The organism is Metabacillus herbersteinensis, from assembly GCF_042433335.1.
Classification (GTDB): domain Bacteria; phylum Bacillota; class Bacilli; order Bacillales; family Bacillaceae; genus Metabacillus; species Metabacillus herbersteinensis.
The window spans coordinates 1-21,408 of record NZ_JBHLVO010000031.1 but is presented as its reverse complement, the minus strand read 5'-3'; the positions used below and the strand labels follow the sequence as shown (position 1 = coordinate 21,408).

27 protein-coding genes and 1 pseudogene are annotated in these 21,408 nt (G+C 38.2%); 3 read left to right on the top strand and 25 right to left on the bottom strand.

Translation table 11 applies throughout. The features are described from left to right. Positions 1 to 229 precede the first annotated feature (229 nt). The 24 genes from ACFFIX_RS23000 to ACFFIX_RS22885 form a co-directional block, all read right to left on the bottom strand. The gene (locus ACFFIX_RS23000) at positions 230 to 832 is read right to left on the bottom strand and encodes an SAM-dependent methyltransferase (protein WP_378938217.1); all 603 of its coding nucleotides are present in this window, start codon (positions 830 to 832) and stop codon (positions 230 to 232) included. Positions 833 to 871: 39 nt separating this feature from the next. Beyond that, on the bottom strand, positions 872 to 1,315 hold the full coding sequence (locus ACFFIX_RS22995; RefSeq protein ID WP_378938215.1) for a DUF6526 family protein: 444 nt from the start codon (positions 1,313 to 1,315) through the stop codon (positions 872 to 874). A 105-nt stretch (positions 1,316 to 1,420) separates the two neighbouring features. Beyond that, entirely contained in the window at positions 1,421 to 1,855 is a 435-nt protein-coding gene (locus ACFFIX_RS22990; protein ID WP_192800095.1) for an OsmC family protein, read from the bottom strand. Positions 1,856 to 1,944: 89 nt separating this feature from the next. Beyond that, entirely contained in the window at positions 1,945 to 2,313 is a 369-nt protein-coding gene (locus ACFFIX_RS22985) for a rhodanese-like domain-containing protein (protein ID WP_151586663.1), read from the bottom strand. Between the two features lie 131 nt (positions 2,314 to 2,444). Then, positions 2,445 to 2,705, bottom strand: a complete 261-nt coding sequence (locus ACFFIX_RS22980; RefSeq protein ID WP_378938212.1) for a metal-sensitive transcriptional regulator — start codon at positions 2,703 to 2,705, stop codon at positions 2,445 to 2,447. A gap of 236 nt (positions 2,706 to 2,941) precedes the next feature. Beyond that, positions 2,942 to 3,721, bottom strand: coding sequence for a sulfite exporter TauE/SafE family protein (locus tag ACFFIX_RS22975; RefSeq protein WP_378938210.1), 780 nt, complete (start codon positions 3,719 to 3,721; stop codon positions 2,942 to 2,944). A 63-nt stretch (positions 3,722 to 3,784) separates the two neighbouring features. After that, positions 3,785 to 4,012 (bottom strand): sulfurtransferase TusA family protein, encoded by a 228-nt coding sequence (locus ACFFIX_RS22970; RefSeq protein WP_151586669.1) that lies wholly within the window; start codon positions 4,010 to 4,012, stop codon positions 3,785 to 3,787. A gap of 24 nt (positions 4,013 to 4,036) precedes the next feature. Continuing rightward, positions 4,037 to 5,164: an MBL fold metallo-hydrolase gene (locus ACFFIX_RS22965; protein ID WP_378938208.1), complete on the bottom strand. Its 1,128-nt coding sequence runs from the start codon at positions 5,162 to 5,164 to the stop codon at positions 4,037 to 4,039. An 81-nt stretch (positions 5,165 to 5,245) separates the two neighbouring features. Next, on the bottom strand, positions 5,246 to 5,641 hold the full coding sequence (locus tag ACFFIX_RS22960; RefSeq protein WP_378938206.1) for a DsrE/DsrF/DrsH-like family protein: 396 nt from the start codon (positions 5,639 to 5,641) through the stop codon (positions 5,246 to 5,248). A gap of 12 nt (positions 5,642 to 5,653) precedes the next feature. Continuing rightward, on the bottom strand, positions 5,654 to 6,205 hold the full coding sequence (locus tag ACFFIX_RS22955) for a sulfurtransferase TusA family protein (RefSeq protein WP_378938204.1): 552 nt from the start codon (positions 6,203 to 6,205) through the stop codon (positions 5,654 to 5,656). 342 nt (positions 6,206 to 6,547) lie between these two features. Next, a complete protein-coding gene (locus tag ACFFIX_RS22950) occupies positions 6,548 to 7,270 on the bottom strand; it encodes a cytochrome c biogenesis CcdA family protein (protein WP_378938203.1) in 723 nt (240 codons plus the stop codon). Positions 7,271 to 7,283: 13 nt separating this feature from the next. Next, a complete protein-coding gene (gene mnmA / locus ACFFIX_RS22945) occupies positions 7,284 to 8,399 on the bottom strand; it encodes a tRNA 2-thiouridine(34) synthase MnmA (RefSeq protein WP_378938201.1) in 1,116 nt (371 codons plus the stop codon). Between the two features lie 356 nt (positions 8,400 to 8,755). Beyond that, positions 8,756 to 9,529, bottom strand: a complete 774-nt coding sequence (locus tag ACFFIX_RS22940) for an MBL fold metallo-hydrolase (RefSeq protein ID WP_378938287.1) — start codon at positions 9,527 to 9,529, stop codon at positions 8,756 to 8,758. Between the two features lie 178 nt (positions 9,530 to 9,707). Continuing rightward, complete coding sequence (locus ACFFIX_RS22935) at positions 9,708 to 9,869, bottom strand: hypothetical protein (protein ID WP_378938199.1); 162 nt, start codon at positions 9,867 to 9,869, stop codon at positions 9,708 to 9,710. A 71-nt stretch (positions 9,870 to 9,940) separates the two neighbouring features. After that, positions 9,941 to 10,195, bottom strand: a complete 255-nt coding sequence (locus ACFFIX_RS22930) for an Hsp33 family molecular chaperone HslO (protein WP_378938197.1) — start codon at positions 10,193 to 10,195, stop codon at positions 9,941 to 9,943. Between the two features lie 30 nt (positions 10,196 to 10,225). Then, positions 10,226 to 10,444 carry a DUF896 domain-containing protein gene (locus ACFFIX_RS22925; RefSeq protein WP_378938195.1) on the bottom strand — a complete coding sequence of 73 codons (219 nt, stop codon included), beginning with the start codon at positions 10,442 to 10,444 and terminating at the stop codon, positions 10,226 to 10,228. A 30-nt stretch (positions 10,445 to 10,474) separates the two neighbouring features. After that, a complete protein-coding gene (locus ACFFIX_RS22920) occupies positions 10,475 to 11,017 on the bottom strand; it encodes a cysteine hydrolase family protein (RefSeq protein ID WP_378938193.1) in 543 nt (180 codons plus the stop codon). Between the two features lie 59 nt (positions 11,018 to 11,076). Then, positions 11,077 to 12,543: a nicotinate phosphoribosyltransferase gene (locus tag ACFFIX_RS22915; protein ID WP_378938191.1), complete on the bottom strand. Its 1,467-nt coding sequence runs from the start codon at positions 12,541 to 12,543 to the stop codon at positions 11,077 to 11,079. A gap of 56 nt (positions 12,544 to 12,599) precedes the next feature. After that, positions 12,600 to 13,178, bottom strand: coding sequence for an HD domain-containing protein (locus tag ACFFIX_RS22910; RefSeq protein ID WP_378938189.1), 579 nt, complete (start codon positions 13,176 to 13,178; stop codon positions 12,600 to 12,602). A gap of 37 nt (positions 13,179 to 13,215) precedes the next feature. Next, positions 13,216 to 14,061 (bottom strand): SIR2 family NAD-dependent protein deacylase, encoded by an 846-nt coding sequence (locus tag ACFFIX_RS22905; RefSeq protein ID WP_378938187.1) that lies wholly within the window; start codon positions 14,059 to 14,061, stop codon positions 13,216 to 13,218. Between the two features lie 83 nt (positions 14,062 to 14,144). Further along, positions 14,145 to 15,017 carry an SIR2 family NAD-dependent protein deacylase gene (locus tag ACFFIX_RS22900; RefSeq protein ID WP_378938185.1) on the bottom strand — a complete coding sequence of 291 codons (873 nt, stop codon included), beginning with the start codon at positions 15,015 to 15,017 and terminating at the stop codon, positions 14,145 to 14,147. 188 nt (positions 15,018 to 15,205) lie between these two features. Then, positions 15,206 to 16,036, bottom strand: coding sequence for an NAD(+) synthase (gene nadE / locus ACFFIX_RS22895; RefSeq protein ID WP_378938183.1), 831 nt, complete (start codon positions 16,034 to 16,036; stop codon positions 15,206 to 15,208). Positions 16,037 to 16,052: 16 nt separating this feature from the next. Then, positions 16,053 to 16,667, bottom strand: coding sequence for a nicotinate (nicotinamide) nucleotide adenylyltransferase (nadD, locus tag ACFFIX_RS22890; RefSeq protein ID WP_378938181.1), 615 nt, complete (start codon positions 16,665 to 16,667; stop codon positions 16,053 to 16,055). Positions 16,668 to 16,707: 40 nt separating this feature from the next. After that, the gene (locus tag ACFFIX_RS22885; RefSeq protein ID WP_378938179.1) at positions 16,708 to 17,268 is read right to left on the bottom strand and encodes an NUDIX domain-containing protein; all 561 of its coding nucleotides are present in this window, start codon (positions 17,266 to 17,268) and stop codon (positions 16,708 to 16,710) included. A gap of 102 nt (positions 17,269 to 17,370) precedes the next feature. Between ACFFIX_RS22885 and ACFFIX_RS22880 the strand changes: the two genes are divergently transcribed. Further along, on the top strand, positions 17,371 to 17,709 hold the full coding sequence (locus ACFFIX_RS22880; protein WP_378938178.1) for a winged helix-turn-helix transcriptional regulator: 339 nt from the start codon (positions 17,371 to 17,373) through the stop codon (positions 17,707 to 17,709). 678 nt (positions 17,710 to 18,387) lie between these two features. On the opposite strand, the pseudogene ACFFIX_RS22875 reads toward ACFFIX_RS22880, so the two are convergent. Beyond that, positions 18,388 to 19,390: pseudogene (locus tag ACFFIX_RS22875) on the bottom strand (LLM class flavin-dependent oxidoreductase). 256 nt (positions 19,391 to 19,646) lie between these two features. On the opposite strand from ACFFIX_RS22875, the gene ACFFIX_RS22870 reads away from it, so the two are divergent. Together ACFFIX_RS22870 and ACFFIX_RS22865 are read left to right on the top strand one after the other, a co-directional pair. Continuing rightward, positions 19,647 to 20,057, top strand: coding sequence for an Lrp/AsnC family transcriptional regulator (locus tag ACFFIX_RS22870; RefSeq protein ID WP_378938176.1), 411 nt, complete (start codon positions 19,647 to 19,649; stop codon positions 20,055 to 20,057). Between the two features lie 428 nt (positions 20,058 to 20,485). Beyond that, a complete protein-coding gene (locus tag ACFFIX_RS22865; RefSeq protein ID WP_378938175.1) occupies positions 20,486 to 21,247 on the top strand; it encodes an MBL fold metallo-hydrolase in 762 nt (253 codons plus the stop codon). Positions 21,248 to 21,408 lie beyond the last annotated feature (161 nt).

The following is a 21,408-nucleotide window of genomic DNA, read 5'->3' as shown; positions in this document are numbered from 1 at the left end:
TATAGAGTATCTATTACACACCCTTAATTGTTGAAGTTGTAAAAATAAACCTACAAGATTATATGCTTTTATGTCTATTTTACATTCAGCTTACATTATATACATTCATATTTACGCACAGCTTCGTATCGTAGGTTATTTAGTTCAGTTAAGACTAAGTCAGATATCGGTGTATGTCAATCCTAATTCCGCAAGTCCCACGTTGTCACGTTCATTTTTGTTCCTTCTGTTACTCCTCCGGTTTTTGACCAACAAATTGAATAACATGTGACAGTCCATTATGAAGTTCTCCTTCATGACGGGTAACTTCTCCCATGAAAAAATGAACGATGCGCCATTCAGCAAAGATTTTCAAAAACTCTTCCGGCTTGTATAAAAAATCCAGATTTTGTGGTCCGCCACTTTTATAAGGGATCTGGTAATGTGAATAGACCTCTGTCAGGTAATAACCACCTGGCTTCACAGCTTTCTTTACACCTTGAAGGGTTTTCTGTCGAAGTTCTGTTGGAAAATGACCAAAGATGCATACAATTTCATCCCACTTCGCTTCACTCCAATTTGCTTCGTTTAGATCCACAAGTTCTGTCGAAACAACTACTCCTCGTTCTTCTGCGAGCTTATTTGTTTTTGCTAGCCCTGATTCCGCATAATCCCACGCAGTGACATTCAGTCCCTGCTCTGCCAAATAAACCGCATTCCTCCCTTCCCCTTCGGCTATGGTCAAAGCATCACCGGGAACTTTTATTTTCTTCTGAAATTCCGTCAGAAAAACATTTGGTTCCCTACCATAAACATACTGTTCTGATTGAAAACGTGTATTCCAATGGTTCATCTTTTCATCATCCTTTCGATATATTTTTTGTATTAGCTATTAGACCCGATACTCATCTGATCGCCATTGCTGAATTTCTTTTTTTATTTCATCAGGTGTCATGTTCGTTAATGCAGCTTTAGAAGCAAGCTTTGGAAACTCATCATCGGTTGCAAAGCGTAAGGCAATCAGTTGTGATAGCGTAATTTTAGGATCGATAGGTGAGCCTGTTAACATAAAATAGCGCAATTGTTCCTCGACTCGAATCGTGCGGTCTTGAACTTTTAAGGCATTCATTCTTGCCAATAAGCCTGTAATGATCCCCATGATAACCAAAGCCATTATTAAAAATGTAGTGAAGGTAAAATCACCTTTCACGATGCTCATAATTGTAGAAATGATTGCCATCACTAATGTAATCGCACTAATCGGCATGAGTACATAATGTTGTAAAGGGTGAATACGTGTGTGATTTTTATAAGTCTGCAACTTTTTCTTTTTCAAATTTATACCTCCCATAGTTGTTTTCATTTATAAAGCACTATATACCCTGACCGGTATATAGTGCTTCTTTCCTGCTTATTAAATGGTGTTTTCTATTCGTCTCTTTTATTTCAAAGAGACCTTCCCTTGTGCTTCAATGACAACACCAGCTTTTTTCAATAAATTCCCGACTTCGCAGCCTTTATCTGCTCCTTCTATCGCTCTTTCTGCAGATTGAACCTGATCTTCTGTTGCATCCGCAGCTAAAACGATTTGTGGAGCATGCGTAATGTTAAACCCTTTATCGGATATAGAAGCCTCAGAATTTAATGTAAGTTGTACTATAGGTAGTTTTCTGCTTTCAAGCATATAAGTAAGCGTTGCGATATAACAAGTTGTTGCTGAAGAAACGAGTAACTCTTTTGGATCTGCTCCGTTCCCACTGCCTCCCAAAGATGTGGGAATAGCAACTTTTGTATCCAGATACTCTGCTTTAAGTGTACCATTTCCAGTTGCTCCGCCATTCCAAGCAATATTCACAGTTGTTTTCAATTCAGCCATCGTTAACATTCCTCCAATAAAATTAATAATATGCACTCTATTAATGTCCATATACCTATATGGGTATTAAAAATTCCAAAAAACTTACCTTACTTCCCTCTCCAAGTAAGCATGCCACCTTTTACATTTGTCACTTTTGTAAATCCTAATTTTCTCAATATCTTACTCGCATTTTTGCTCCTCATCCCACTTTGACAAATGACAATCACTTCTTTATCCTTTGACAGCTCCTGATCCGCTTTTTGAGAAAGTTGGTTGAGAGGGATATTTTTAAAGCCTTTAATGTGATTTCCTTTAAATTCACCCGGTGTTCGGACATCGACAAATTGCTTCTCCTTGCTACGTAACTCCTCTTTTAAATCAGTTGTTGAGATATGTCGCACACCTTTTGTAGGTAGAACACGCTGTAAGATGAAAAATAGGAAAAGTACAATAACGATATAATTGAAAAACTCCAAATCTTGCACCACCTTCCTATACCCATATAGGTATTTATTTAATTAAAAAAATTAATTTATCCAAAACCTTAAAAACCCTACCCGTATAGGTATATTACTAGCTGAAAAGAAAGCTGCCAACCAAAAGATTCTTATCTGCTTTTTACAAGCAAATTGACAGCTTCCTTAATGAGATCGTCCGTTTTTACCCCATTTTGTTCAGCCTCTTGAACACATTCAACTAAGTTTGAACTGACAATCACCCCTATTGTTCGATCTACTGCGGAGCGAACTGCGGATAACTGCGTAATGACCTCTTTACAATCTTTGTCTTCTTCCATCATTTTCAAAATTCCACGAAGTTGCCCTTCCATGCGCTTGACTCTATTTTTCATTTGATCATTGTATTCCATAAGAATTCACCTCCACTATGCTGTTGTTCTTGATGTAATTTACAAACCGTTCATAAGAGATATCATTTTATTTCTTGTTAATCACAGCACTATCAACCTTTATGTTATACCCTTGAAGGTATATTGTCAACTGTGCCTACTCCTTTCCTACAGTTGACATATGGAAAATTGAAATTCCCCATTCTTATCGATAAACACTATTTATTTTAAATTTTCCAGTCATGGGCTTCATTCAACTACACTAAAATATCGAACCAAATCTTCACTGCAGTACCTGCAATCATAAATGCTAAAATAACTTGTAATACTTTTGTATTCATGTTCTTACCAGTTTTTGCTCCAAGCGGTGCTGCTAATAGGCTTGCCACAATCATAATAACTGCTGGCCAATAATCCACTTGACCGGTAACGAGTTTACCTACGCTACCTCCGATGGAAGAAATAAACGTAACGGCTAGACTTGTTGCAATCGTCATTCGTGTTGGTATGTGTAGGACGATTAACATGATCGGTACGAGTAGGAATCCTCCTGCGGCACCGACTATGCCAGATGCTATTCCAACTATTAAAGCTAAGATTGCCGCTATTGGCTTATTAAATGTCACTTCATTTAGCGGGATATCATCTACTGGCTTTTTTGGTATAAACATCATCACTGCAGCAATTACGGCAAGAATACCATACACGACATTCACTGCTTGTTCTGATAAGTAGCTAGATCCATAACTACCAAGTAAGCTACCAAGTAGGATAGCACCACCCATATTAATGATGAGTTGTTTGTTTAGATAGCCACCTTTTCGGTATGCCCAGACTCCGGCAATGGAAGCAAACAGTACTTGTACTGCACTTATACCTGAAACCTCATGGGCTGTAAAGGCTACAAGACCAAATAAGGGAGGAATATATAACAGCATTGGATATTTAATGATAGAACCGCCCACACCTAACATACCGGATAAAAAAGAACCGATAAATCCAATTGCAAATACTACGATGATAAATGTTAAATCCATGGATCAACCTTCTTTCTAACTTAGAAGAGCGAGTAGTCATTGCTACTCGCTATTTGGTTTTCATTATGCTTTTTGAATATAGAAGTATAAAACATCTTCTTTTGTTTTTTGTTCTAATATAGTGTGGCCACCTAACTTTGCCCAAGCTGGGATATCGCTTAGAGCACCTTTGTCCGTTGCAAGTACTTCAAGTACCTCACCAGAGTTAATCGTATCCATTGCCTTTTTTGTTCTAACGACAGGCATTGGACACGCAAGCCCTTTTGCATCTAATGTTTTTGTAATGTTCATGTGAATACTCCTTTACTAGTTTTTTTATCGAACTGCACAGCGGTTAGGTCCAATTTCCATTTCGATTTGTTCGTCATTGTCCGGATTAATTTTACCCATGTTGACTTGACGAATTTGTTCGTACGCATTTGGTTGTGGTGGTAAGTTATCTGTCACAGTACGACGGAATTCTTCTTCGTCTTCGATGTTTAGACCATGGTTTTCTTTATATAGATCACCTAAGCGTCTTGCTACTGTTCCATCTTCATTCAATTCATCAATGATCATGAAGTGTGCAGGTAATACTAATAGGTCTTCTGCAAGTTCACGGTAACGAGAATATAATGTTTCACGTAAATCTCCAACCCAGTCTTCCGCAAGTCCCGCTAAGTCTGGACGACCAATGGAGTCGATAAATAGAATATCACCTGTTAGTAAAAACTGATTGTCAATGACAAAAGAAGTAGAACCAATCGTATGACCAGGTGAGTATAGTGCATTCACATCCATTCGAGATGCACTAATTTTCACGTTTAGGCCATCTGTGAGTGGTGTGTAATCAAACACTACTTCTATGGCATCTTTTGGCGGTAAATAATAAGTTGCGCCTGTTTCAGCTGCAATGTGACGTCCACCTGAAATATGGTCTGCGTGTAGGTGTGTATCAAATACGTGTTTGATTTTTATACCTTTTTCCTTTGCAAAGTTTGTATACACATCTGTAAAACGTACTGCGTCAATAATTGCTGCTTCTCCTTCAGAAATCACCATATAAGATAAGCAACCTTTGCCTAGACGAACAAATTGGTATAGTTCGCCGCCATTTTCCAAATCAGCAACTTTTATTGGTTCTAGGTAGCTGCTCCAGGATTTCATTCCACCTTCAAGGTATGCCACTTCACGACCAGCTTCTGATAGCATTTCTGCTACCATGACAGAAGACCCTTCCTTCGCACAGACGACTAGCACATCTTTATCCGTCGGAAGTTTCGGTAGAATTTCTTCCACACCATCTAATAATTCAAAGTAAGGAATATTGAAATACTCAAATTTGTGTCCTTCAATTTTCCAATCTTCAAATGCATCGCCGTTGCGAACATCCAAAATAAAAAGTTCTTTATTTTCAATTACTTTTCTAGCAACTTGTGCTGCTGTCCATTTGTTTACAGCCATCTTCTCATTACCCCCATAGGTATATTAATATCGATTTTTTTGCAGTGGGGGAAGTTCCCCCACTGCATGAAGTATTTCTTATTAGAATGTTAATGTTGGTGCTGCATCTTTAGCGAATTCTAGGAATGTTACAGCTCCACCAACTTCGATTCCATCTACGAAATCTTCTTTCGTCAGACCCATCACATCCATTGTCATTTGGCAAGCAATAAATTTAACACCAAGATCTTGCGCAACTTCTACGAGTTGTGGAATGCTAGGAATATTTGCTTTTTCAAATCCTTCAGCGAAATGTTCTTTTCCAGCTGGCATTTCTAATGCATGCATTGCTTGCTTGTGAATTAAGTTTAGCCCTTCAAAAGTGAAGAAGATTTGTACCTCTTTTTCTGAAGCTGCTGCTGCCGTTGCGATATTGAATACTTTGTAAGCATCAAACATTCCACCGTTTGCTGCAATAATGGCGATTTTTTCTGACATAATAAATTCCTCCTAAATTTCTTTTGTTATTTTACCGTCCCACTCATTCATGCCTGGTAGAACGTTATAAACTTTTGTAAAGCCGTTATTTGCTAAAAGTTGTGCTGCCAAATCAGAACGTTTGCCAGTACGGCAAATCACATAGATCTCTTCATTCTTATCTAATTTCGCTAGACGTGATTCTAACTCACCCATTGGAATCGATTTGGCACCTTCAATATGTCCAAATGCATATTCAGCCGCTTCACGTACGTCTAAAATTAAACCATTCCGTGATTCAAGTTCTTCAAGTGAAATCGTGTGTTCATAGGCTTTTTCCACTTCTGGCTCATTAGAACCTTTGCGAATGTAATGATAAAGAACATCGCCTTCTTCCACTGTACCTAAATATTGATGTCCTACAGTACTTGCCCAAGCAGCTAAATCAGCCTTTGAGCCTTTGTCTGTTGCTTGAACTTCCAATACTTGGCCTTCTTCAAGATCGGTGATTGCTTTTTTGGTTTTCACTACCGGCATTGGACATGCTAAACCATTTGCATCCAACTGCTTATTTGCTTGAATCATTCCGTTACCCTCCTTAGATGATTGGTTATAGTGACGACATCTTACCTGTACCCGCATAGGTATAATTAACGGTAATAAAATAGTCGTTTCTTGATAACGACTGTTTACTTGATGCCTATTAAGATTCCCAGTACTTTCGTTCATGAGAATCGATCACATGATTTATAATATACCCCTCAGGGTAAAAAGTCAACTCATTAATTTGATTAATTATCACAATCCAGCAGAATAGGAATAAAAAGAAGAACCTATTTTGAAAAAGCTTGATCAAGATAGATTCTTCTTTAGCTGATACTTTATCTCAAACCAGTCACATTTGATAACTCCAGTGCCTCAAAAAGATTAAAACCCCTGAAAATCCCCAAATATCGGTTGCAATAATGAATTGATAAATGTCAGTTTATCGAAAAACAGAATCATCCCCATCGCGATCATAATGCCTCCGCCAATTTTCATTACAGAGCCACTGTATTTTTTTACCCAGTTAAACTTCGCAATGAAAAATGCCATTAAAAGAAAAGGAATACTAAAGCCTAAAACATAAGCTGCCATATACCATAGACCTTGTGATGGATTTGCACCTATAAGTGCTAATGTAGCCGCTAAAATTGGACCCATACAAGGTGTCCAACCTAGAGCAAAAGCTAATCCAATGAGTACTGAACCTAAATAACCGGCTGGTTTATTTTGAATATGCAGTTTATGTTCCTTCATCAAAAATTTTGGTTGGAATAACCCAATCGTAATCAATCCAAAGAGCACCATTGAAATAGCACCAATTTGTCGAATTATATCTCCATATTGAAAATACCAGGTCTCTAATAAAGTCGCACTTCCTGCTGTTCCAAAGCCCAGCACTAAATAAATGATTGAAAATCCAAACAAAAAGAAAATTGTATGCAAAATTGCTTTGCGCTGTCCTTTTAATTCACCCATTTGTATTTCCGCTACACTCATCCCGGTAATATACGATAAAAATGCAGGATAAAGTGGAAATACACAAGGCGATATAAAAGTTAATGCGCCTGCACTGAATGCCAATAAAATAGAAATATCAGCCATCAACGATCCCTCCATTTTATCCTACATACGTTAATTGTTTGTTGTCGCGGTACACTTGGTTAATAGTTCCTCCACCGAGGCATTCTTCTCCTTGATAGAAGACAACTGCTTGTCCAGGTGTGATAGCACGAATTGGTTCGTGGAAAATGACTTTAACTTTGGAATCATCCAACCGTTCTACCGTTACTTTATTGTCCGATTGGCGATAGCGGAATTTTGCAGTACATTCAAATGTATTTGGTATATCTTCCTTTGAAATCCAGCTGACATTGTCAGTAATGATGCTGTCTGAATAGAGCATTTCATGGTGGAAGCCTTGTTCCACATACAGCACATTCCTTTCCAGATCCTTTCCTACGACAAACCAAGGATCGCCGTTTCCTCCGATACCCAATCCATGCCTCTGTCCGATTGTATAGTACATTAAACCATCATGATGTCCGACAACTTTGCCGTCGAATGTTTCCATATTTCCCTTTTGAGCAGGCAAATACCCACTTAAGAACTCTTTGAAATTTCGTTCACCAATAAAGCAAATGCCTGTGCTATCTTTTTTGGATGCGGTCGCCAAATTAGCTTTGGTTGCCAACTCTCTTACTTTTGGTTTTTCGATATCACCTAGCGGGAATAACACCTTGCTTAACTGCTCTTCTGTTAATTGATTAAGGAAATAAGTCTGATCCTTATTTTCATCTTTCCCTCTCAACATGTGAACTTTTCCATTTTCCCTGACCACACGTGCATAATGTCCTGTAGCCACATAATCCGCTCCAAGGCTCATCGCATGATCTAAAAATGCCTTGAACTTGATTTCTTTATTGCAGATCACATCGGGATTCGGCGTTCTTCCCGTCTTATATTCTTCTAGGAAATAAGTGAACACCTTGTCCCAATACTGCTTTTCAAAATTCACGGCATAATAAGGAATATCCAGTTGATTGCAGACGCGGATAACATCCTCGTAATCTTCTGTAGCCGTACAAACACCAAATTCATCTGTATCGTCCCAGTTTTTCATGAATATTCCGATCACGTCATAGCCTTGCTCTTTTAGAAGCATTGCAGCAACAGAAGAATCGACTCCGCCTGACATTCCTACAACGACACGTGTGTCTTTTGGTGCTTTTTCCATTTGTTTTCCTCCTATCTTGCTATAAACACTTTCTATCACCAATCGTCATTTCTGCTACTAGTGGAGGATAAGAATTACACTATCAATTATCATTCCTTTTGATTTCGGAAGAAAATAAAAGTCAAATCTAATAGTACATAGAATTGAATTAGTTGGAACGCTTTATGCGGTGAAAGCCGCACGTACGGTGTGAACAGGGAGCGATAAACTTCAAACTCTTACCTATCTGTATGAAAAAGGGATTTGAATAATATAGTCTAACTACAAAATATTTTATTAAGAATAATATAAGAGACCCTTCAAGGGTCTCTTGCCATACAAATTAAAATTTACTACACGTTTTTTCTGTTTTCACCTTAAAATGAGTAAGATTCTCCATCATCTGGCACTAATACATTAGACTTGATTCCTTTTTCTTTGATAAAGTTCTTTAATTCTTCTCTGGACAATCCCCAATGGTTAACTGCTTCCATATGACTAACAATGATGGTAGCTTCAGGAGCAGCCTTGTATACTTCATATATGTCTTCTTTCCCCATAATAAGAGGGCCAACAGGGCCATCTTCAACAAATTGGTTTTCGCCACCGTTTAGTATAATAACTTCTGGTTTGTAGGTATCGATGTTCTCCTGTACTTTTTCATACCAGACGGTATCACCAGCTAAATACAAAGTTTTTTCATCCGGGTGTTGGAAGACAATCCCCATAACATTTCCCATGAGCTTTGCCGTTTCTCCATGTCCGTGACGACCATCAACTTCAGTAAGTTCAACTCCATTAAAGTCTATACCTACTTCTTCTTCCATGACTTCAATATTCGTGAATCCTAATTCTTTGGCTAATTCAGCATCCTGTTCATCTTGCATAAACATCTTAATGTCTTTAGGCAGCTGTTCTTTTGCTGCTTGGTCAAAGTGATCCTCATGTGTATGAGTAATGATGACAGCATCTACACCATCAAGAATCTCATCAACGGACATTGGTAATTCAACGATTGGATTTCGATCATCTCTTTCGGCTGGAAGGAAAGGATCAAATTCGCCTTTTTTGGAAAACATCGGATCAATCAAGAACTTTTGCCCACCGTATTCTACAGTTAATGTAGCATTTCGGATTTGTTGGATATTCATTTCCTGTTCTTGTTGTTGAGAAGCATTTTGCTCATCTACGGGTTCGGTGTCCTGAGGGCTTCCGCAAGCAGCTAAATAGGCGCTCATCATAAGCGCTGTCATTGAAAGCATAAATGTCTTTTTAAATTTCTTCATATTAATAAAACCTCATTTCTTAAATTTAATAATTATTTTTCATTTAAATACACAACATAATAAAACGAATTGTCTCTTCTTCTGTGCTCACATCAGCTGAATAATAAAACCCAGCAGCTTGAATCGTAAAGTCCGGATTTACTAGTACACCTACAGCAAGGGGGGACTTGTTCCGAATGCAGTAGGTTAGAGGTAAAATCCTCACTGTTTTCACCCGATACAATGGGAACCAGGCAAAACAGCCCTGCATGTGCATGGGAAATGAAACATACCCTCTCACCCCTTGGCATTTGCACCAACCAGGGTGGTCCCAATTAATCCGCGGCCATTCATTTTTATGGATAGTTTTTTTACTCCCTTTTGCATAGAGCCAAGTACGACTTCTGCTGTCATAGAACGTCCCAGAACTACAGAAACGACCGGTAGCATATCGTGGCGGCGTCTTGCTTCTTCTATTGTTTTTGTTGTAATTGCAGCATGTGCGCGCACTTGTTTATTGTGAGCAATGCCTTTTACTAAATAGTCTTTCACCTTGATTTCTCACTTTTTTCTATAATACTGTTAATCTTTTGTTTTTAATTTACGAACTTTTTCAGGTGTTACATCATTTAAATTAGGATCCACTACCTTCATTCCTGAGAAAGTTTGGAGAACTTGTCCGCGTATAACACGTAAATAATCTTCACGAAGCACTTGCTGCTCGGCTTTTTCTGCATTTGTTAACCTTTCTTCACGTTGTTTTTTCGCTAATTCATTAATTCGTTGTAACAAGTCCAACATGTTTTTTCACCTTCCTAATTGATTTTGTATTTATTCAATAACTTGAGTATGGAAGCAGCGTTTCATATGGTTTAGCATTGTTTCTCCAAGATCAGTAAATGTGGCTACACCTCGTTTATGAATGGCAGTTTTGAATCCTTCTGCATCTGCCCCTGCAACAGTTAAAAAGTCACAAATATCCGTCGTCACCCCGACAGTATGAACCTTTTCTATTCCTGAATCTCTGAACGTTTCAGCTAAATCTGTTTTGAAGAATGCATTATAATTTGTTTTAGGCGAATAAATTAAATTCTTATTCTGTTTATTGTTTTGAAACCAATCATATAATTCTCCGTACAATTGTTGTCCTTCTGTGCCTACTATATTATGTGGTGGCCATAATTCAAAGTGCGGGTCATTTGGTTGGTGTGCATCCATCGATACGACAACAACATTACCTTCAGCTAAAAATTTCGTAGCCAACTCCTTAATATAAGGCACGATGTCTTGGGCTGGCTTACCAACGGTCAATGTTCCATTATCAGCAACAAAATCATTACTCATATCAACAATTAACAAAGCTTCTTTTGCCATTTTAATTCAACTCCCATAAGTGATTTTTTTGAAATTACAATTCTTCTAGATGTTTTCCCCTATACAGGGACAGCATTTCGGGTGTGTTTTTTTGCTTCCTCAATGTTTTTCATTTTGTTGTCCCAACAAGCCTGACTTAGATCCACAGGATATTCCGCTGGATTTAATGAACGTTTGTATTCGTCCCATAAAAGGCCTAGTTGTTGCCCGACATAGGATTGAATCTCTTGGACTGACGGACTTTCATACACAAGTGTGCCATGGTCGAAAATATCTTCGTGCAAGTCTTTGGCTGTAAAATTGGTGACAAAATTTCCAATGTACGTATGCACAGGGTGAAACATATGAAGTTTTGATTCTTTTTCTGGTTGTTCGTTGGCTAAGGCGATATAATCCCCTTCTGATTTTTTCGTAAGATTATTGATAATACGATATACCTTTTTTAAGCCTGGTGTTGTGACTTTTTCAGGGCTTGCAGAAATTTTGATCGTGTCACGCATCTGTCCGTTGTCATCTTCAATGGAGACCAGTTTGTACACAGCACCCAAAGCTGGTTGATCGTAGGCAGTGATGGCTTTGGTACCAACTCCCCATGCATCTATTTTCGCTCCTTGTGCGTTTAAGCTCATAATCGTATATTCATCAAGATCATTCGAAGCAAAAATTTTAGTGTCGACAAATCCTGCTTGATCTAATAACTTTCTTGCTTCTTTGGAGAGGTAAGCCAAATCTCCACTATCTAAGCGAATGCCTACAAAATTTATGTTGTCGCCTAGTTCTTTGGCAACTTTGATTGCCGTAGGAACACCTGATTTTAAAGTGTCATAGGTATCCACTAAGAAGACACAATCTTTGTGACTTTTTGCATATTTATGGAAAGCAGTGTATTCATCTTGATACGCTTGAACAAAGGAATGTGCATGTGTTCCTGAAACAGGAAGCCCAAATCGTTTTCCTGCTCGAACATTGCTTGTGCTAGAGAACCCACCAATATAAGCAGCTCTTGTCCCCCATAAGGCGGCATCGAATTCATGTGCGCGCCTTGATCCAAACTCTGAGACGGGTTGATCACCTGCGACTTGTTTAATTCGAGAAGCTTTGGTTGCAATGAGTGTTTGATAGTTCACGATATTCAACAATGCCGTCTCGATGAGTTGCGCTTCGATTAACGGTGCTTCGATACGAAGAATGGGTTCGTTGCCAAATACAACTTCCCCTTCTTTCATGGCACGAACCGTCCCTGTAAAACGTACAGTTCGTAAGAAGTCAACATAGTCTTCTTGATAACCAAGTTCTTTTAAATACTCCAAATCGCTTTCAGAAAAATAAAACGTTTGGAGATAATCAATGATTCGTTCCAATCCGGCAAAAATCACATACCCATTTCCAAACGGCAATTTCCGAAAATACAAATCAAAAACAGCTTTTTTTGTATGAATGTTATCTTCCCAATAAGCTTTCGCCATATTGATTTGGTACAAGTCCGTGTGTAAGGCGAAGCTATCATCTATATACTTGTTCATCATACTTTCCTCCTAATCTTGTAAAATATAATCGGACTTGCTCATGATTAACAGATTTCTCATGCATTCGTTTCACTACTTTTACGTAAAACTTCTTTAGCAAAGTCAACAAGTTGACGTGCTTCTTCGGTCCGAAGAAAATTCACATCCAAACCATCAGGACCTAGACGGAAGCGATCCAGTGCGTCAGCATCCTTGAAAATCTGATACAGCAGCACGGCCCTTTCAGTTAAACCAGATGACTTTTTAATTTCTGACAAACCAAGCGAATCATCTTGGTCATGGTAATAGGAGATGTAGTAGGTTTGCTCATCATAGGGCAAATCGTGCTCACGGCAATAATCCTTATAATACGCTGCCGCGCGACCGCCATGTCCCTTGTCAATCCCATCATCAAGACGACGGGAATCATGGAATACAGCTGCCATTCCAAGTGCATCCTTTTCCTCATCACTCAGACCTTTTTGATGTCCGATGAGGAGTGCCAGTAACAGGACACGAGCACAATGGGATTTCGTATGCCATTCACTATCCGGCAGCCAAAACTCTACATTATTCTCCATGAATGCATACCATCGTTCATAAGGCTCTTTGATTGGTTGGCAGATAGGAGCATTCAGAATATTTGATAGAAACATCTTTCACTCTCTCCTTTTTTCAATGCGTTGAATCAGCTTATTTCATCTGTACTAATTGCTGTAACACTTCCGCGATATCGCCGTCGATACCAATGGATTTATCAGCAATGACATCTGGAATATAAAGCTCTCTCCCCTTATTAAAGGTAATATAGGTAGCATTTTCTTCCGAGTTAGTTAAATTCATAAACGGGGCTTTAATCAATTGATTTCTTGCTCCTATGCCTAATTCCAGCAGGACTATTTTTTTTCCATGAGCATTATCGATAAAATCCTGATAAGCCTGAAAGCTGGCTTGCCATGCCTCACCCCTTAGAAAATTCCGATCGACTTCGACATGGACCTGCATGGGGCCACCACATTCTGGACATTTAGGAATAAGGTTTGAAGGAACTTTTCCATTTTCTTGGTTTTGGGCCATTTTGCTCAATATTTCGTCGCCTTGGTAAATTTGATTATGGCAACCATTAGAACATTGCAAATACCGACTATTGCCCTCTATTTCGAAAAGACGTTCCTTTGGAAATCCTGCCAGTGTAAAATGAGAATCTGTATTAGAGGTAACCACAAAATAATTTTTATCCTTCACCAGTTCATAAAGGTTCTTCATAACCGGACTAGCTTCCTTGTTGTTTAAAAAGTAGGCGTACATACGGCTGAAAAATGCCCACTTTTCTTCCTCGGAAGGATATGGATAAAAAGATCCCTGTAGGATACTACGAAAACCATACTTTTTACGAAAATCACCAAAATGTTCCAGAAAGGACGAATCCTCTGCAAAAATATTATAACCTTCCGAAATGGCGAGGCCGTTACTTGCGCCGATTACAATGCTGTCAGCCTTCTTGATTTTGCTTAAAACTTCTTGATACTTCTCTTCCATATGAACCCCCATTTTTTCCGAAATTTTGATGAATCTATTTTGCTTATTGAATTCGTGTAATGCGAAGCCGTATTGCTCAGTACTTATCCATCCACATCTCTTTTTTCTTTCTTGTTCAAAGCATCTTGTAATACCACGGCAATATTTTCATGAATGGCGAGTCCCTTATCCTTCAGTTCCCTTGGCAACAATGCATCCTTTGGATTGATGGTAATGTAGTATGCATCCGGCCACTTGTAAGTCATGTTCCAGAAGGGTTCTTTGATGAACATCGGTGTCATTGTGCCAACACCTAATTCCAGAAAGAGAATCTTTTTATCTTTGTTTTTTATAAGAAACTCATTGTATTTTCTTAATTCATTTCTGTAAGAGCTACCTTCCAGAAATACATAAGAGCGCACCCATGGTTCCATTTCCTGCCCGCACTTTGGACATAATGGAATTAACTCTGTTGGAATTCTGGTTCCATCTATGTTTTCATACATGTTCTCAACTTGCTCTTTATTAAAATAAACCTGATCATGGCAACGGGAGCCACACTGAAAATAACGCATATCCCCTTGAATTGGGGAAATTTTATCATCAGGGAAAGTCTTGGAAAACTGTGCGTCTTGATTCGTTGTAACAATGAAATAGTTTTTGCCTTGAAGTAGTTGCAATAAATCAAGGTAAGGACGACCGGCTTCGGCATCATGTAAAAATTTGATTTCAGTAGCAAGAAAAGCCCACCGCTCTTCTCTTGTAGAAAAACGGTAATAAAAGCCCTCAAAAAGGTTTTTAATACCATATTTATCTGCAAATTTCCCGAAATGCTTCAGAAAATTTTCATCCGTATGATAAAAACTGTGTCCGATAGCCTCAGACATCCCAGCAGCGCCACCTACCACAATTGCCTCAGCTTCTTGGATTTTCTTTAGTAATGTGTCTATGTTGTCTTGATATTGTTGTGTTAACATCTTTTATTTGTCTCCTTTACTTTGATTTAAATATATTATACAGCGGGTATAAACCCGTAAACAAGTATGCACTTTTTGAACATATACTATCCACGAGGATAGTATAATATAATAAAATCCAAAAACAAGGTTGCTGACAGCCGATTATTGGTTCAATAAAATAACCTCCTATACGGAGCGGCTTCCCTTCAAACAAATGCTTCCTTCCACCAAGTATCAAATGGAGTTACGGGCAACTCCCGCTTATGCTTTGTTATTTCAAATCGTTTTTCAATATTCGCCTTAACACTAGCTTCCACTTCGTTTCCCAATAAATATTGATCAAGAACATCGTATTCAATACCTAGTTCCGTCTCGTCCGATTGCAGAGGTTTGTGATCGAGCAAGTCTGCTGTTGGAGTCTTAAGGTAAAGTTGCTCGGGAGCATGAAGCTCCTTCAAGAGATCACGCCCTTGACCTTTGGTGAGGCCGGTTAAAGGAATGATATCGGCCCCCCCGTCGCCGAATTTCGTGAAGAATCCTGTTACTGCCTCGGCTGCATGATCTGCACCGATGACCAGACATTGATGCTCCCCAGCAATCGCATATTGTGCAACCATACGCATTCTGGCTTTAACATTCCCCTTGTGATAATCAGCCATGACTTTACCCGTCGCATTCGTATAGACATTGACAAAAGCTTCGATGGGATCCTTAATGTTAAAGACAAAGGTTTGATCGGGCTTGATAAATGTCAGGGCCGCTTCAGCATCTTCTTCATCTTTTTGCGTTCCATAAGGGAGCCGAACTGCATAAAATTTGGCTTCATAACCTTCTGCCCTCAGTTCTTCAGCCGCCAATTGGGACAGCCGTCCGGCAAGTGTCGAGTCTTGACCACCGCTAATACCTAAAACAAAACCTTTTGCTCCTACTTTTAAACAGTATGCTTTGAGAAAGTCGATCCGATTGCGAATCTCCTTTATGGCGTTGATCTCTGGTTTCACATCCAAAGCTTGGATGATTTCCATTTGTTTGCTCATTGGAAACTCCCCCTTATTACTGGTACAAATGATTCGTTTTGATGTATTGGTAACAACTTTCAGGAAGTAAATATCGTGGTTCTCCCTCTTTTTGGAACTCTTCTCGAATATACGTAGATCTAATTTCCATAGCTAGTCCTTTGTCGATTAGATGAAAGGTTTTGCCATCATCTACATTTCGCAGAATCGGTGATTTTGCAATCGCGGCCAACATGTCGATGCCATTTCGCGCCATGACAATAAACTTATTCTCCTGTACAAGTTCTTTCGACTTTTTCCACTTCTCGTCCCCGATATCTACGAGTAGGTCAGCACCCATGATGAAGTAGACCTTATCGTCCGGATACTTTTCCTTGAAGTGTTCCATAGTAAGATAGGTGGCAATGTCCCAAGCATACTGCCTCATTTCGTAATCGTCGGCAACAAACTTATCATTTCCCTTAATCGCCATGCGAACTAGGTTCCACCGGTGCTCATCAGAAATATGCATTAGTTTGTCGGTACGCTGATTGGAGGAAGGCAGGAAAATGACGCGATCCAATTTGCAACGATGAGCGATTGTACTTGCCGTCCACAAGTGGACATTCGTGATTGGGTCAAAGGAAGATCCGTAAATTCCGATTTTCGCCATAGCATTTCCTCCTTTACTCTTGAATGGATCGAATTATTTTTTACTGAATATCGGTCATCAATTCCATTTTGTTGTCCAATTTCTTTTGGACGACACCGATGCCATCTTCAATGATTTGTGCATGGTCAAATGCAAGAACCAGGTTCAAGACTTCTTTGATGGAGAACAGCTGAACATCGCTCGCGTCATCATTTGCTTGCCGCCGCGAAAGCTTATGCTCTGGTACAATGGCGAGATGTGCATTGGAAATTGTCCAGCCTCTTGGGTCACACCCCGGTTTGTCGTATACCCCGAAATGTTCCAGGTGAATGTTCTCTATACCGGTCTCTTCCTTCAGCTCTCGCTTCGCACATTCAAATGCGGTTTCGTTAGGATCAACAAATCCACCCGGCAGCGCCCATTTCCCTGCTTCGATATTGGGACGTCCTTCGCTGTCAGTCATGCTGCGCTGAATCAGCATGATTTTCAAATCCGTTACAAGGGGTTTAGTTTCCTCTTGTTTAATTGGAGAAATCGTGAAAACTGCAATGTCAGTGGTGTAGCCGTCCGGAGTTCGATATTTTTTCACGTCGTATTGCTTCAAGGCTTCTTCGTTCGACATCGTGTACCCCCTTTACTTGAAACTAAATGTATTATATAGTCGATATATATTCACTAACAAGTATGCACTTTTCTGACGCATACTATCTAGGAGGATAGTATAATGACAAAAAAATCCAAAGTTAATGTCGCCGATAACGAAGAAACTTTTTTTGGCTACACACTTTCTATTATCAACGGTAAATGGAAGCTACTCGTTATTTACTATTTATCAAAAAATGGTGCCGTACGTTATAATGAACTTCAGCGTATGATCGGTAAAATAACCTATAGAACACTCAGTTCCACATTAAAGGAAATGGAGAGTGACGGCTTAGTTCATCGTGAGGAATATCCACAAATCCCCCCCAAAGTCGAATATAGCCTTACTGAAAAGGGACAAACTCTCTGGCCTATTATCCAGGAAATGTGCCAATGGGGAGAGCATAATCAAGAAAATTAAAGGAGCAAAAGGGTATAATACCTCAATATTTGAGGTATTATACCCTTTTCGCTCTTTTTTGATCTTGTAGATAAGTAAACATATATTGTCATGTGGCAGTCAACGGATTCTGTTGTTTAATCCCTGTATGGATAAATACTATAATTCCCATATTCAAAAAGGTTATTAAGAAAAAGATTTATAAAATGAAATTAGGACTTTCTTATAAAGCGTTTGTCATTACTTAATCTATATGTGCGATTTTCCACAAGCTGGCCTGTTTGAATAGAAGCTAAACAAATCTTTAGCTAACCTGACCCGTTAGCCATCCATGCAGCAGAAATATCGTCGCTGCACCACAGAGAATGAAAATATGTTGAACTGTCCATACTGGTTCTTAATCCAGTCAACCCAATCTATAGATCAATGATTTTGCGGCTCTCTTCATTTTTTTTAAACGAATGAGATGGGTCTTCTTTGGTATTGTCGTTTTTCGGAGTTACAGAAGTTTATTTTCATGGTAGTTTAGTGGAATACTTCACAATTCTCAAATGCATTATATATAAATATGTGATTACTTTTCTCAACAATATGGCCCTATCCAGAAGAAAGACGCTCTCCTTAATTTCAGAAAAGCGCCCAATTGTTGAAGAACATAAGCAAATGTAACTGACTCGACTTCAAAAGTTGCTCAATTATTTATTCAAACAACTCATCCACAACATGTTTTAAAATCTCGTAAGACTGAATTTCCTTGCTCAATTCGTAAATATTAGACAACACAATTAATTCATCTACTTGATACATCTGTTGGAATTCAATTAGTTCGCGACGAATTGTTTCTGGATCACCCATGATTGTATATCCCAGTCGACTATTTAGAATTTCTAATTCAGACTGTGATAACGATTCTACGAAGTTTTCAGTGGGTGGAATAAGCATACTTAAATTATTTGTATAAATATCAATATACACCTGCAAATGACTTACAGAAATAAAAGATGCCTCTTCCATAGATTCTGCTGCAATCACATTAATACAAGCGATCACATAAGGCTCTTGTAAATAAGAAGACGGTTGGAAATTTTCTCGATAAATAGCGAGCGCTTCTTCCATCGTATGAGGTGAAAATTGTGCACCAAATGCATAAGGTAGACCAAGATTTGCAGCGATTTTAGCTGAACCAATTGAGGAGCCTAATATAAAGACTGGTACATTCGTTCCAATGCCTGGATAAGCACGAACCTCTCCTTGCACGCTCTCATCCCCTACATAACGCAAAATATCTTGCACTTCTCGTTCAAAGAAAAACACCCCATTATGATTTGAACGACGAATCACATCGGCAGTTTTTTGATCCGTTCCCGGTGCACGCCCTAATGCCAAATCCACACGATTGGGATACAATGTTTCAAGTGTTCCAAATTGCTCCGCTACGACTAATGGGGAATGATTTGGCAGCATAATACCTCCTGAACCTACGCGAATGTCTTCTGTATTTGCTAATATATGTTGTACAATAGATACCGTAGCTGCACTTGCATAAGCGTCGTGATTATGTTGCTCTGCAAACCAAATCCGTTTATAGCCCATTTTTATCTACAGCTTTGGCCAATGACACTGCAGAATCAATTCCTTGCTTCATTGTTTCTCCTTGTCTTAATGGAGCTACTGATAAAATAGATATATCAAATTTTTTCATCATTTCACCTCAAAAGATTAATTTTCTTTATACAACCGAAAACATACAACAGTATGTCCATCTATTTAGAATGTCCATTTCTTTTTTGATTTTGTATGATATTAAGCATATATTTTCCTAATCACTAAATACATAAGGAAAATAAATTTATTTCACGCTTTAACTTTATTTTTAAAGTTTTTAAGCAAGCATAAAAAAATGTATATCGAACACTTTAGGTAAAATCCATCCTATTTTTAAGAAAGGAAACAAGAGTATGATTGATGAAATAGATAAAAAAATACTAGAGGAACTATCAAAAAATAGTCGGATGACAATAAAAGAATTAGGGGAAAAAGTGCATCTCTCTTCACCAGCAACCAATTCAAGAATAATGAAGTTATTAGACAACGGTATAATAACAGGATGTAGTATCAAAGTGAATCATGTGAAGTTAGGACTTGCTATACATGCATTTCTTAATATTTATATCAACAATATAGATCATCAACCCTATTTAGCTTTTATAAAAACAAAAGATGATTATGTAATAAACAATTACAAAATTAGTGGAGACAGTTGCTATTTGCTTGAATGTAAATTCCCCTCAAACGAGGTATTAGATCAATTTTTAAATGACTTAAACAAACATGCAAACTATAAAGTATCGATTGTTATTAGTAAATAGTTTACTTTATAAAACGGCGATGTTTGATGTAAATATTCTCTAAAAAAGCCCTAGCTTGGACATGAAATTTACCAAGCTAGGGCTTATATACATATCCCTACAGGGAAAATACAAAATAAAAAGCAACCGAAATCGGCTGCTCTTCTCTTGGTTCTTTTAATCTTTTGATTTTAGAGTTTTCTCTACTCTAGCTATAGCTGCTGGCCCTGTTAAATGAACTCTCTCCCAATTCCTTCATCAGCAATTCGGCTATTGTTACATAATTTCTCTATAATTTTTTTATCTGTTTGATCTATTTGCGTTAATTCTTTCGAAAATAAAGTCAAACGTCCAAAAGACTTTATTTAATCTATGTATCAGTCATGTGTCCATAGTTTAGACTATACATTGTTCAGAGGAAATTTCAAAAGATAAAGGAGTTAATAAATATGAATATACATCAAATTCGTAACGCAACAATTGTCGTTGAATATGCGGGAAAGAAGTTTTTAATCGATCCAATGTTATCAGAAAAAGGGACTTACCCACCTTTCCCTTCATTAAGACAAAACAACTCAAATAATCCTTTAGTTAGTTTACCAATATCCATTGACGATATCATTCATAATGTTGATGCTGTTATTGTCACTCATCTACATTATGACCACTGGGATGATGCTGCTAAAGAAGCGCTGCCCAAAGAGATTAAAATATTTTCCCAAAATGAAGAAGATACGACTGAAATTCGAAATGCAGGCTTCCAAAATGTAGAGGTTTTACAAGAGAATACAGTCTTTGAAGGAATCCAATTAATTAAAACAAAAGGCGAGCATGGAAGAGGCGAAATCCTAAAGGTTACTGGTCTAGTGTGCGGCGTTGTCTTCAAACACTCAAATGAGAAAACTTTATATTTCGCTGGAGATACTGTTTGGTATGAAGCTGTTCAGGAAGTAATTGAAACACACAAACCAGAAATCATTGTTGTCAACGGCGGGGATGTTCAACTCTCTGAAGGTGGTTCTCTAATTATGGGGAAAGATGACATTTATGAAGTTTATAAAGCTGCTCCAGATGCAAAAATCATTTCTGTCCATATGGAAGCTGTTAATCATTGGACATTATCAAAAGAAGAATTAAAAAGCTTTATTAATGAAAAAGGAATCTCCTCGAATGTTTTAGTACCTGATGATGGAGAATCTTACTTATTTTAAGGTAAAATAGAAAAAACGTGTAGTGAATTTTAATTTGTATGGCAAGAGACCCTTGTAGGGTCTCTTCAGTTTGTAGACAAAAGGAGTTCGGAATGCTCTCATTCCGAACTCCTTTTTGATTTTTTTATTGGATTTGAAGCAATTATAGAGAATAGTAGACC

Excerpts from the sequence above, each read along its gene's own strand:
- ACFFIX_RS22910 (WP_378938189.1), bottom strand. The coding sequence starts at position 13,178 with ATGTTTCTATCAAATATTCTGAATGCTCCTATCTGCCAACCAATCAAA.
- ACFFIX_RS22940 (WP_378938287.1), bottom strand. The coding sequence starts at position 9,529 with ATGAATATCCAACAAATCCGAAATGCTACATTAACTGTAGAATACGGT.
- ACFFIX_RS22955 (WP_378938204.1), bottom strand. The coding sequence starts at position 6,205 with ATGATTCAAGCAAATAAGCAGTTGGATGCAAATGGTTTAGCATGTCCA.
- ACFFIX_RS22980 (WP_378938212.1), bottom strand. The coding sequence starts at position 2,705 with ATGGAATACAATGATCAAATGAAAAATAGAGTCAAGCGCATGGAAGGG.
- ACFFIX_RS22970 (WP_151586669.1), bottom strand. The coding sequence starts at position 4,012 with ATGAACATTACAAAAACATTAGATGCAAAAGGGCTTGCGTGTCCAATG.
- ACFFIX_RS22900 (WP_378938185.1), bottom strand. The coding sequence starts at position 15,017 with ATGTTAACACAACAATATCAAGACAACATAGACACATTACTAAAGAAA.
- ACFFIX_RS22990 (WP_192800095.1), bottom strand. The coding sequence starts at position 1,855 with ATGGCTGAATTGAAAACAACTGTGAATATTGCTTGGAATGGCGGAGCA.
- ACFFIX_RS22870 (WP_378938176.1), top strand. The coding sequence starts at position 19,647 with ATGATTGATGAAATAGATAAAAAAATACTAGAGGAACTATCAAAAAAT.
- ACFFIX_RS22865 (WP_378938175.1), top strand. The coding sequence starts at position 20,486 with ATGAATATACATCAAATTCGTAACGCAACAATTGTCGTTGAATATGCG.
- mnmA (WP_378938201.1), bottom strand. The coding sequence starts at position 8,399 with ATGGAAAAAGCACCAAAAGACACACGTGTCGTTGTAGGAATGTCAGGC.
- ACFFIX_RS22905 (WP_378938187.1), bottom strand. The coding sequence starts at position 14,061 with ATGGAAGAGAAGTATCAAGAAGTTTTAAGCAAAATCAAGAAGGCTGAC.
- ACFFIX_RS22880 (WP_378938178.1), top strand. The coding sequence starts at position 17,371 with ATGACAAAAAAATCCAAAGTTAATGTCGCCGATAACGAAGAAACTTTT.
- ACFFIX_RS22915 (WP_378938191.1), bottom strand. The coding sequence starts at position 12,543 with ATGATGAACAAGTATATAGATGATAGCTTCGCCTTACACACGGACTTG.
- nadD (WP_378938181.1), bottom strand. The coding sequence starts at position 16,667 with ATGGCGAAAATCGGAATTTACGGATCTTCCTTTGACCCAATCACGAAT.
- ACFFIX_RS23000 (WP_378938217.1), bottom strand. The coding sequence starts at position 832 with ATGAACCATTGGAATACACGTTTTCAATCAGAACAGTATGTTTATGGT.
- ACFFIX_RS22920 (WP_378938193.1), bottom strand. The coding sequence starts at position 11,017 with ATGGCAAAAGAAGCTTTGTTAATTGTTGATATGAGTAATGATTTTGTT.
- ACFFIX_RS22965 (WP_378938208.1), bottom strand. The coding sequence starts at position 5,164 with ATGGCTGTAAACAAATGGACAGCAGCACAAGTTGCTAGAAAAGTAATT.
- nadE (WP_378938183.1), bottom strand. The coding sequence starts at position 16,036 with ATGAGCAAACAAATGGAAATCATCCAAGCTTTGGATGTGAAACCAGAG.
- ACFFIX_RS22975 (WP_378938210.1), bottom strand. The coding sequence starts at position 3,721 with ATGGATTTAACATTTATCATCGTAGTATTTGCAATTGGATTTATCGGT.
- ACFFIX_RS22960 (WP_378938206.1), bottom strand. The coding sequence starts at position 5,641 with ATGTCAGAAAAAATCGCCATTATTGCAGCAAACGGTGGAATGTTTGAT.
- ACFFIX_RS22925 (WP_378938195.1), bottom strand. The coding sequence starts at position 10,444 with ATGTTGGACTTGTTACAACGAATTAATGAATTAGCGAAAAAACAACGT.
- ACFFIX_RS22885 (WP_378938179.1), bottom strand. The coding sequence starts at position 17,268 with ATGTCGAACGAAGAAGCCTTGAAGCAATACGACGTGAAAAAATATCGA.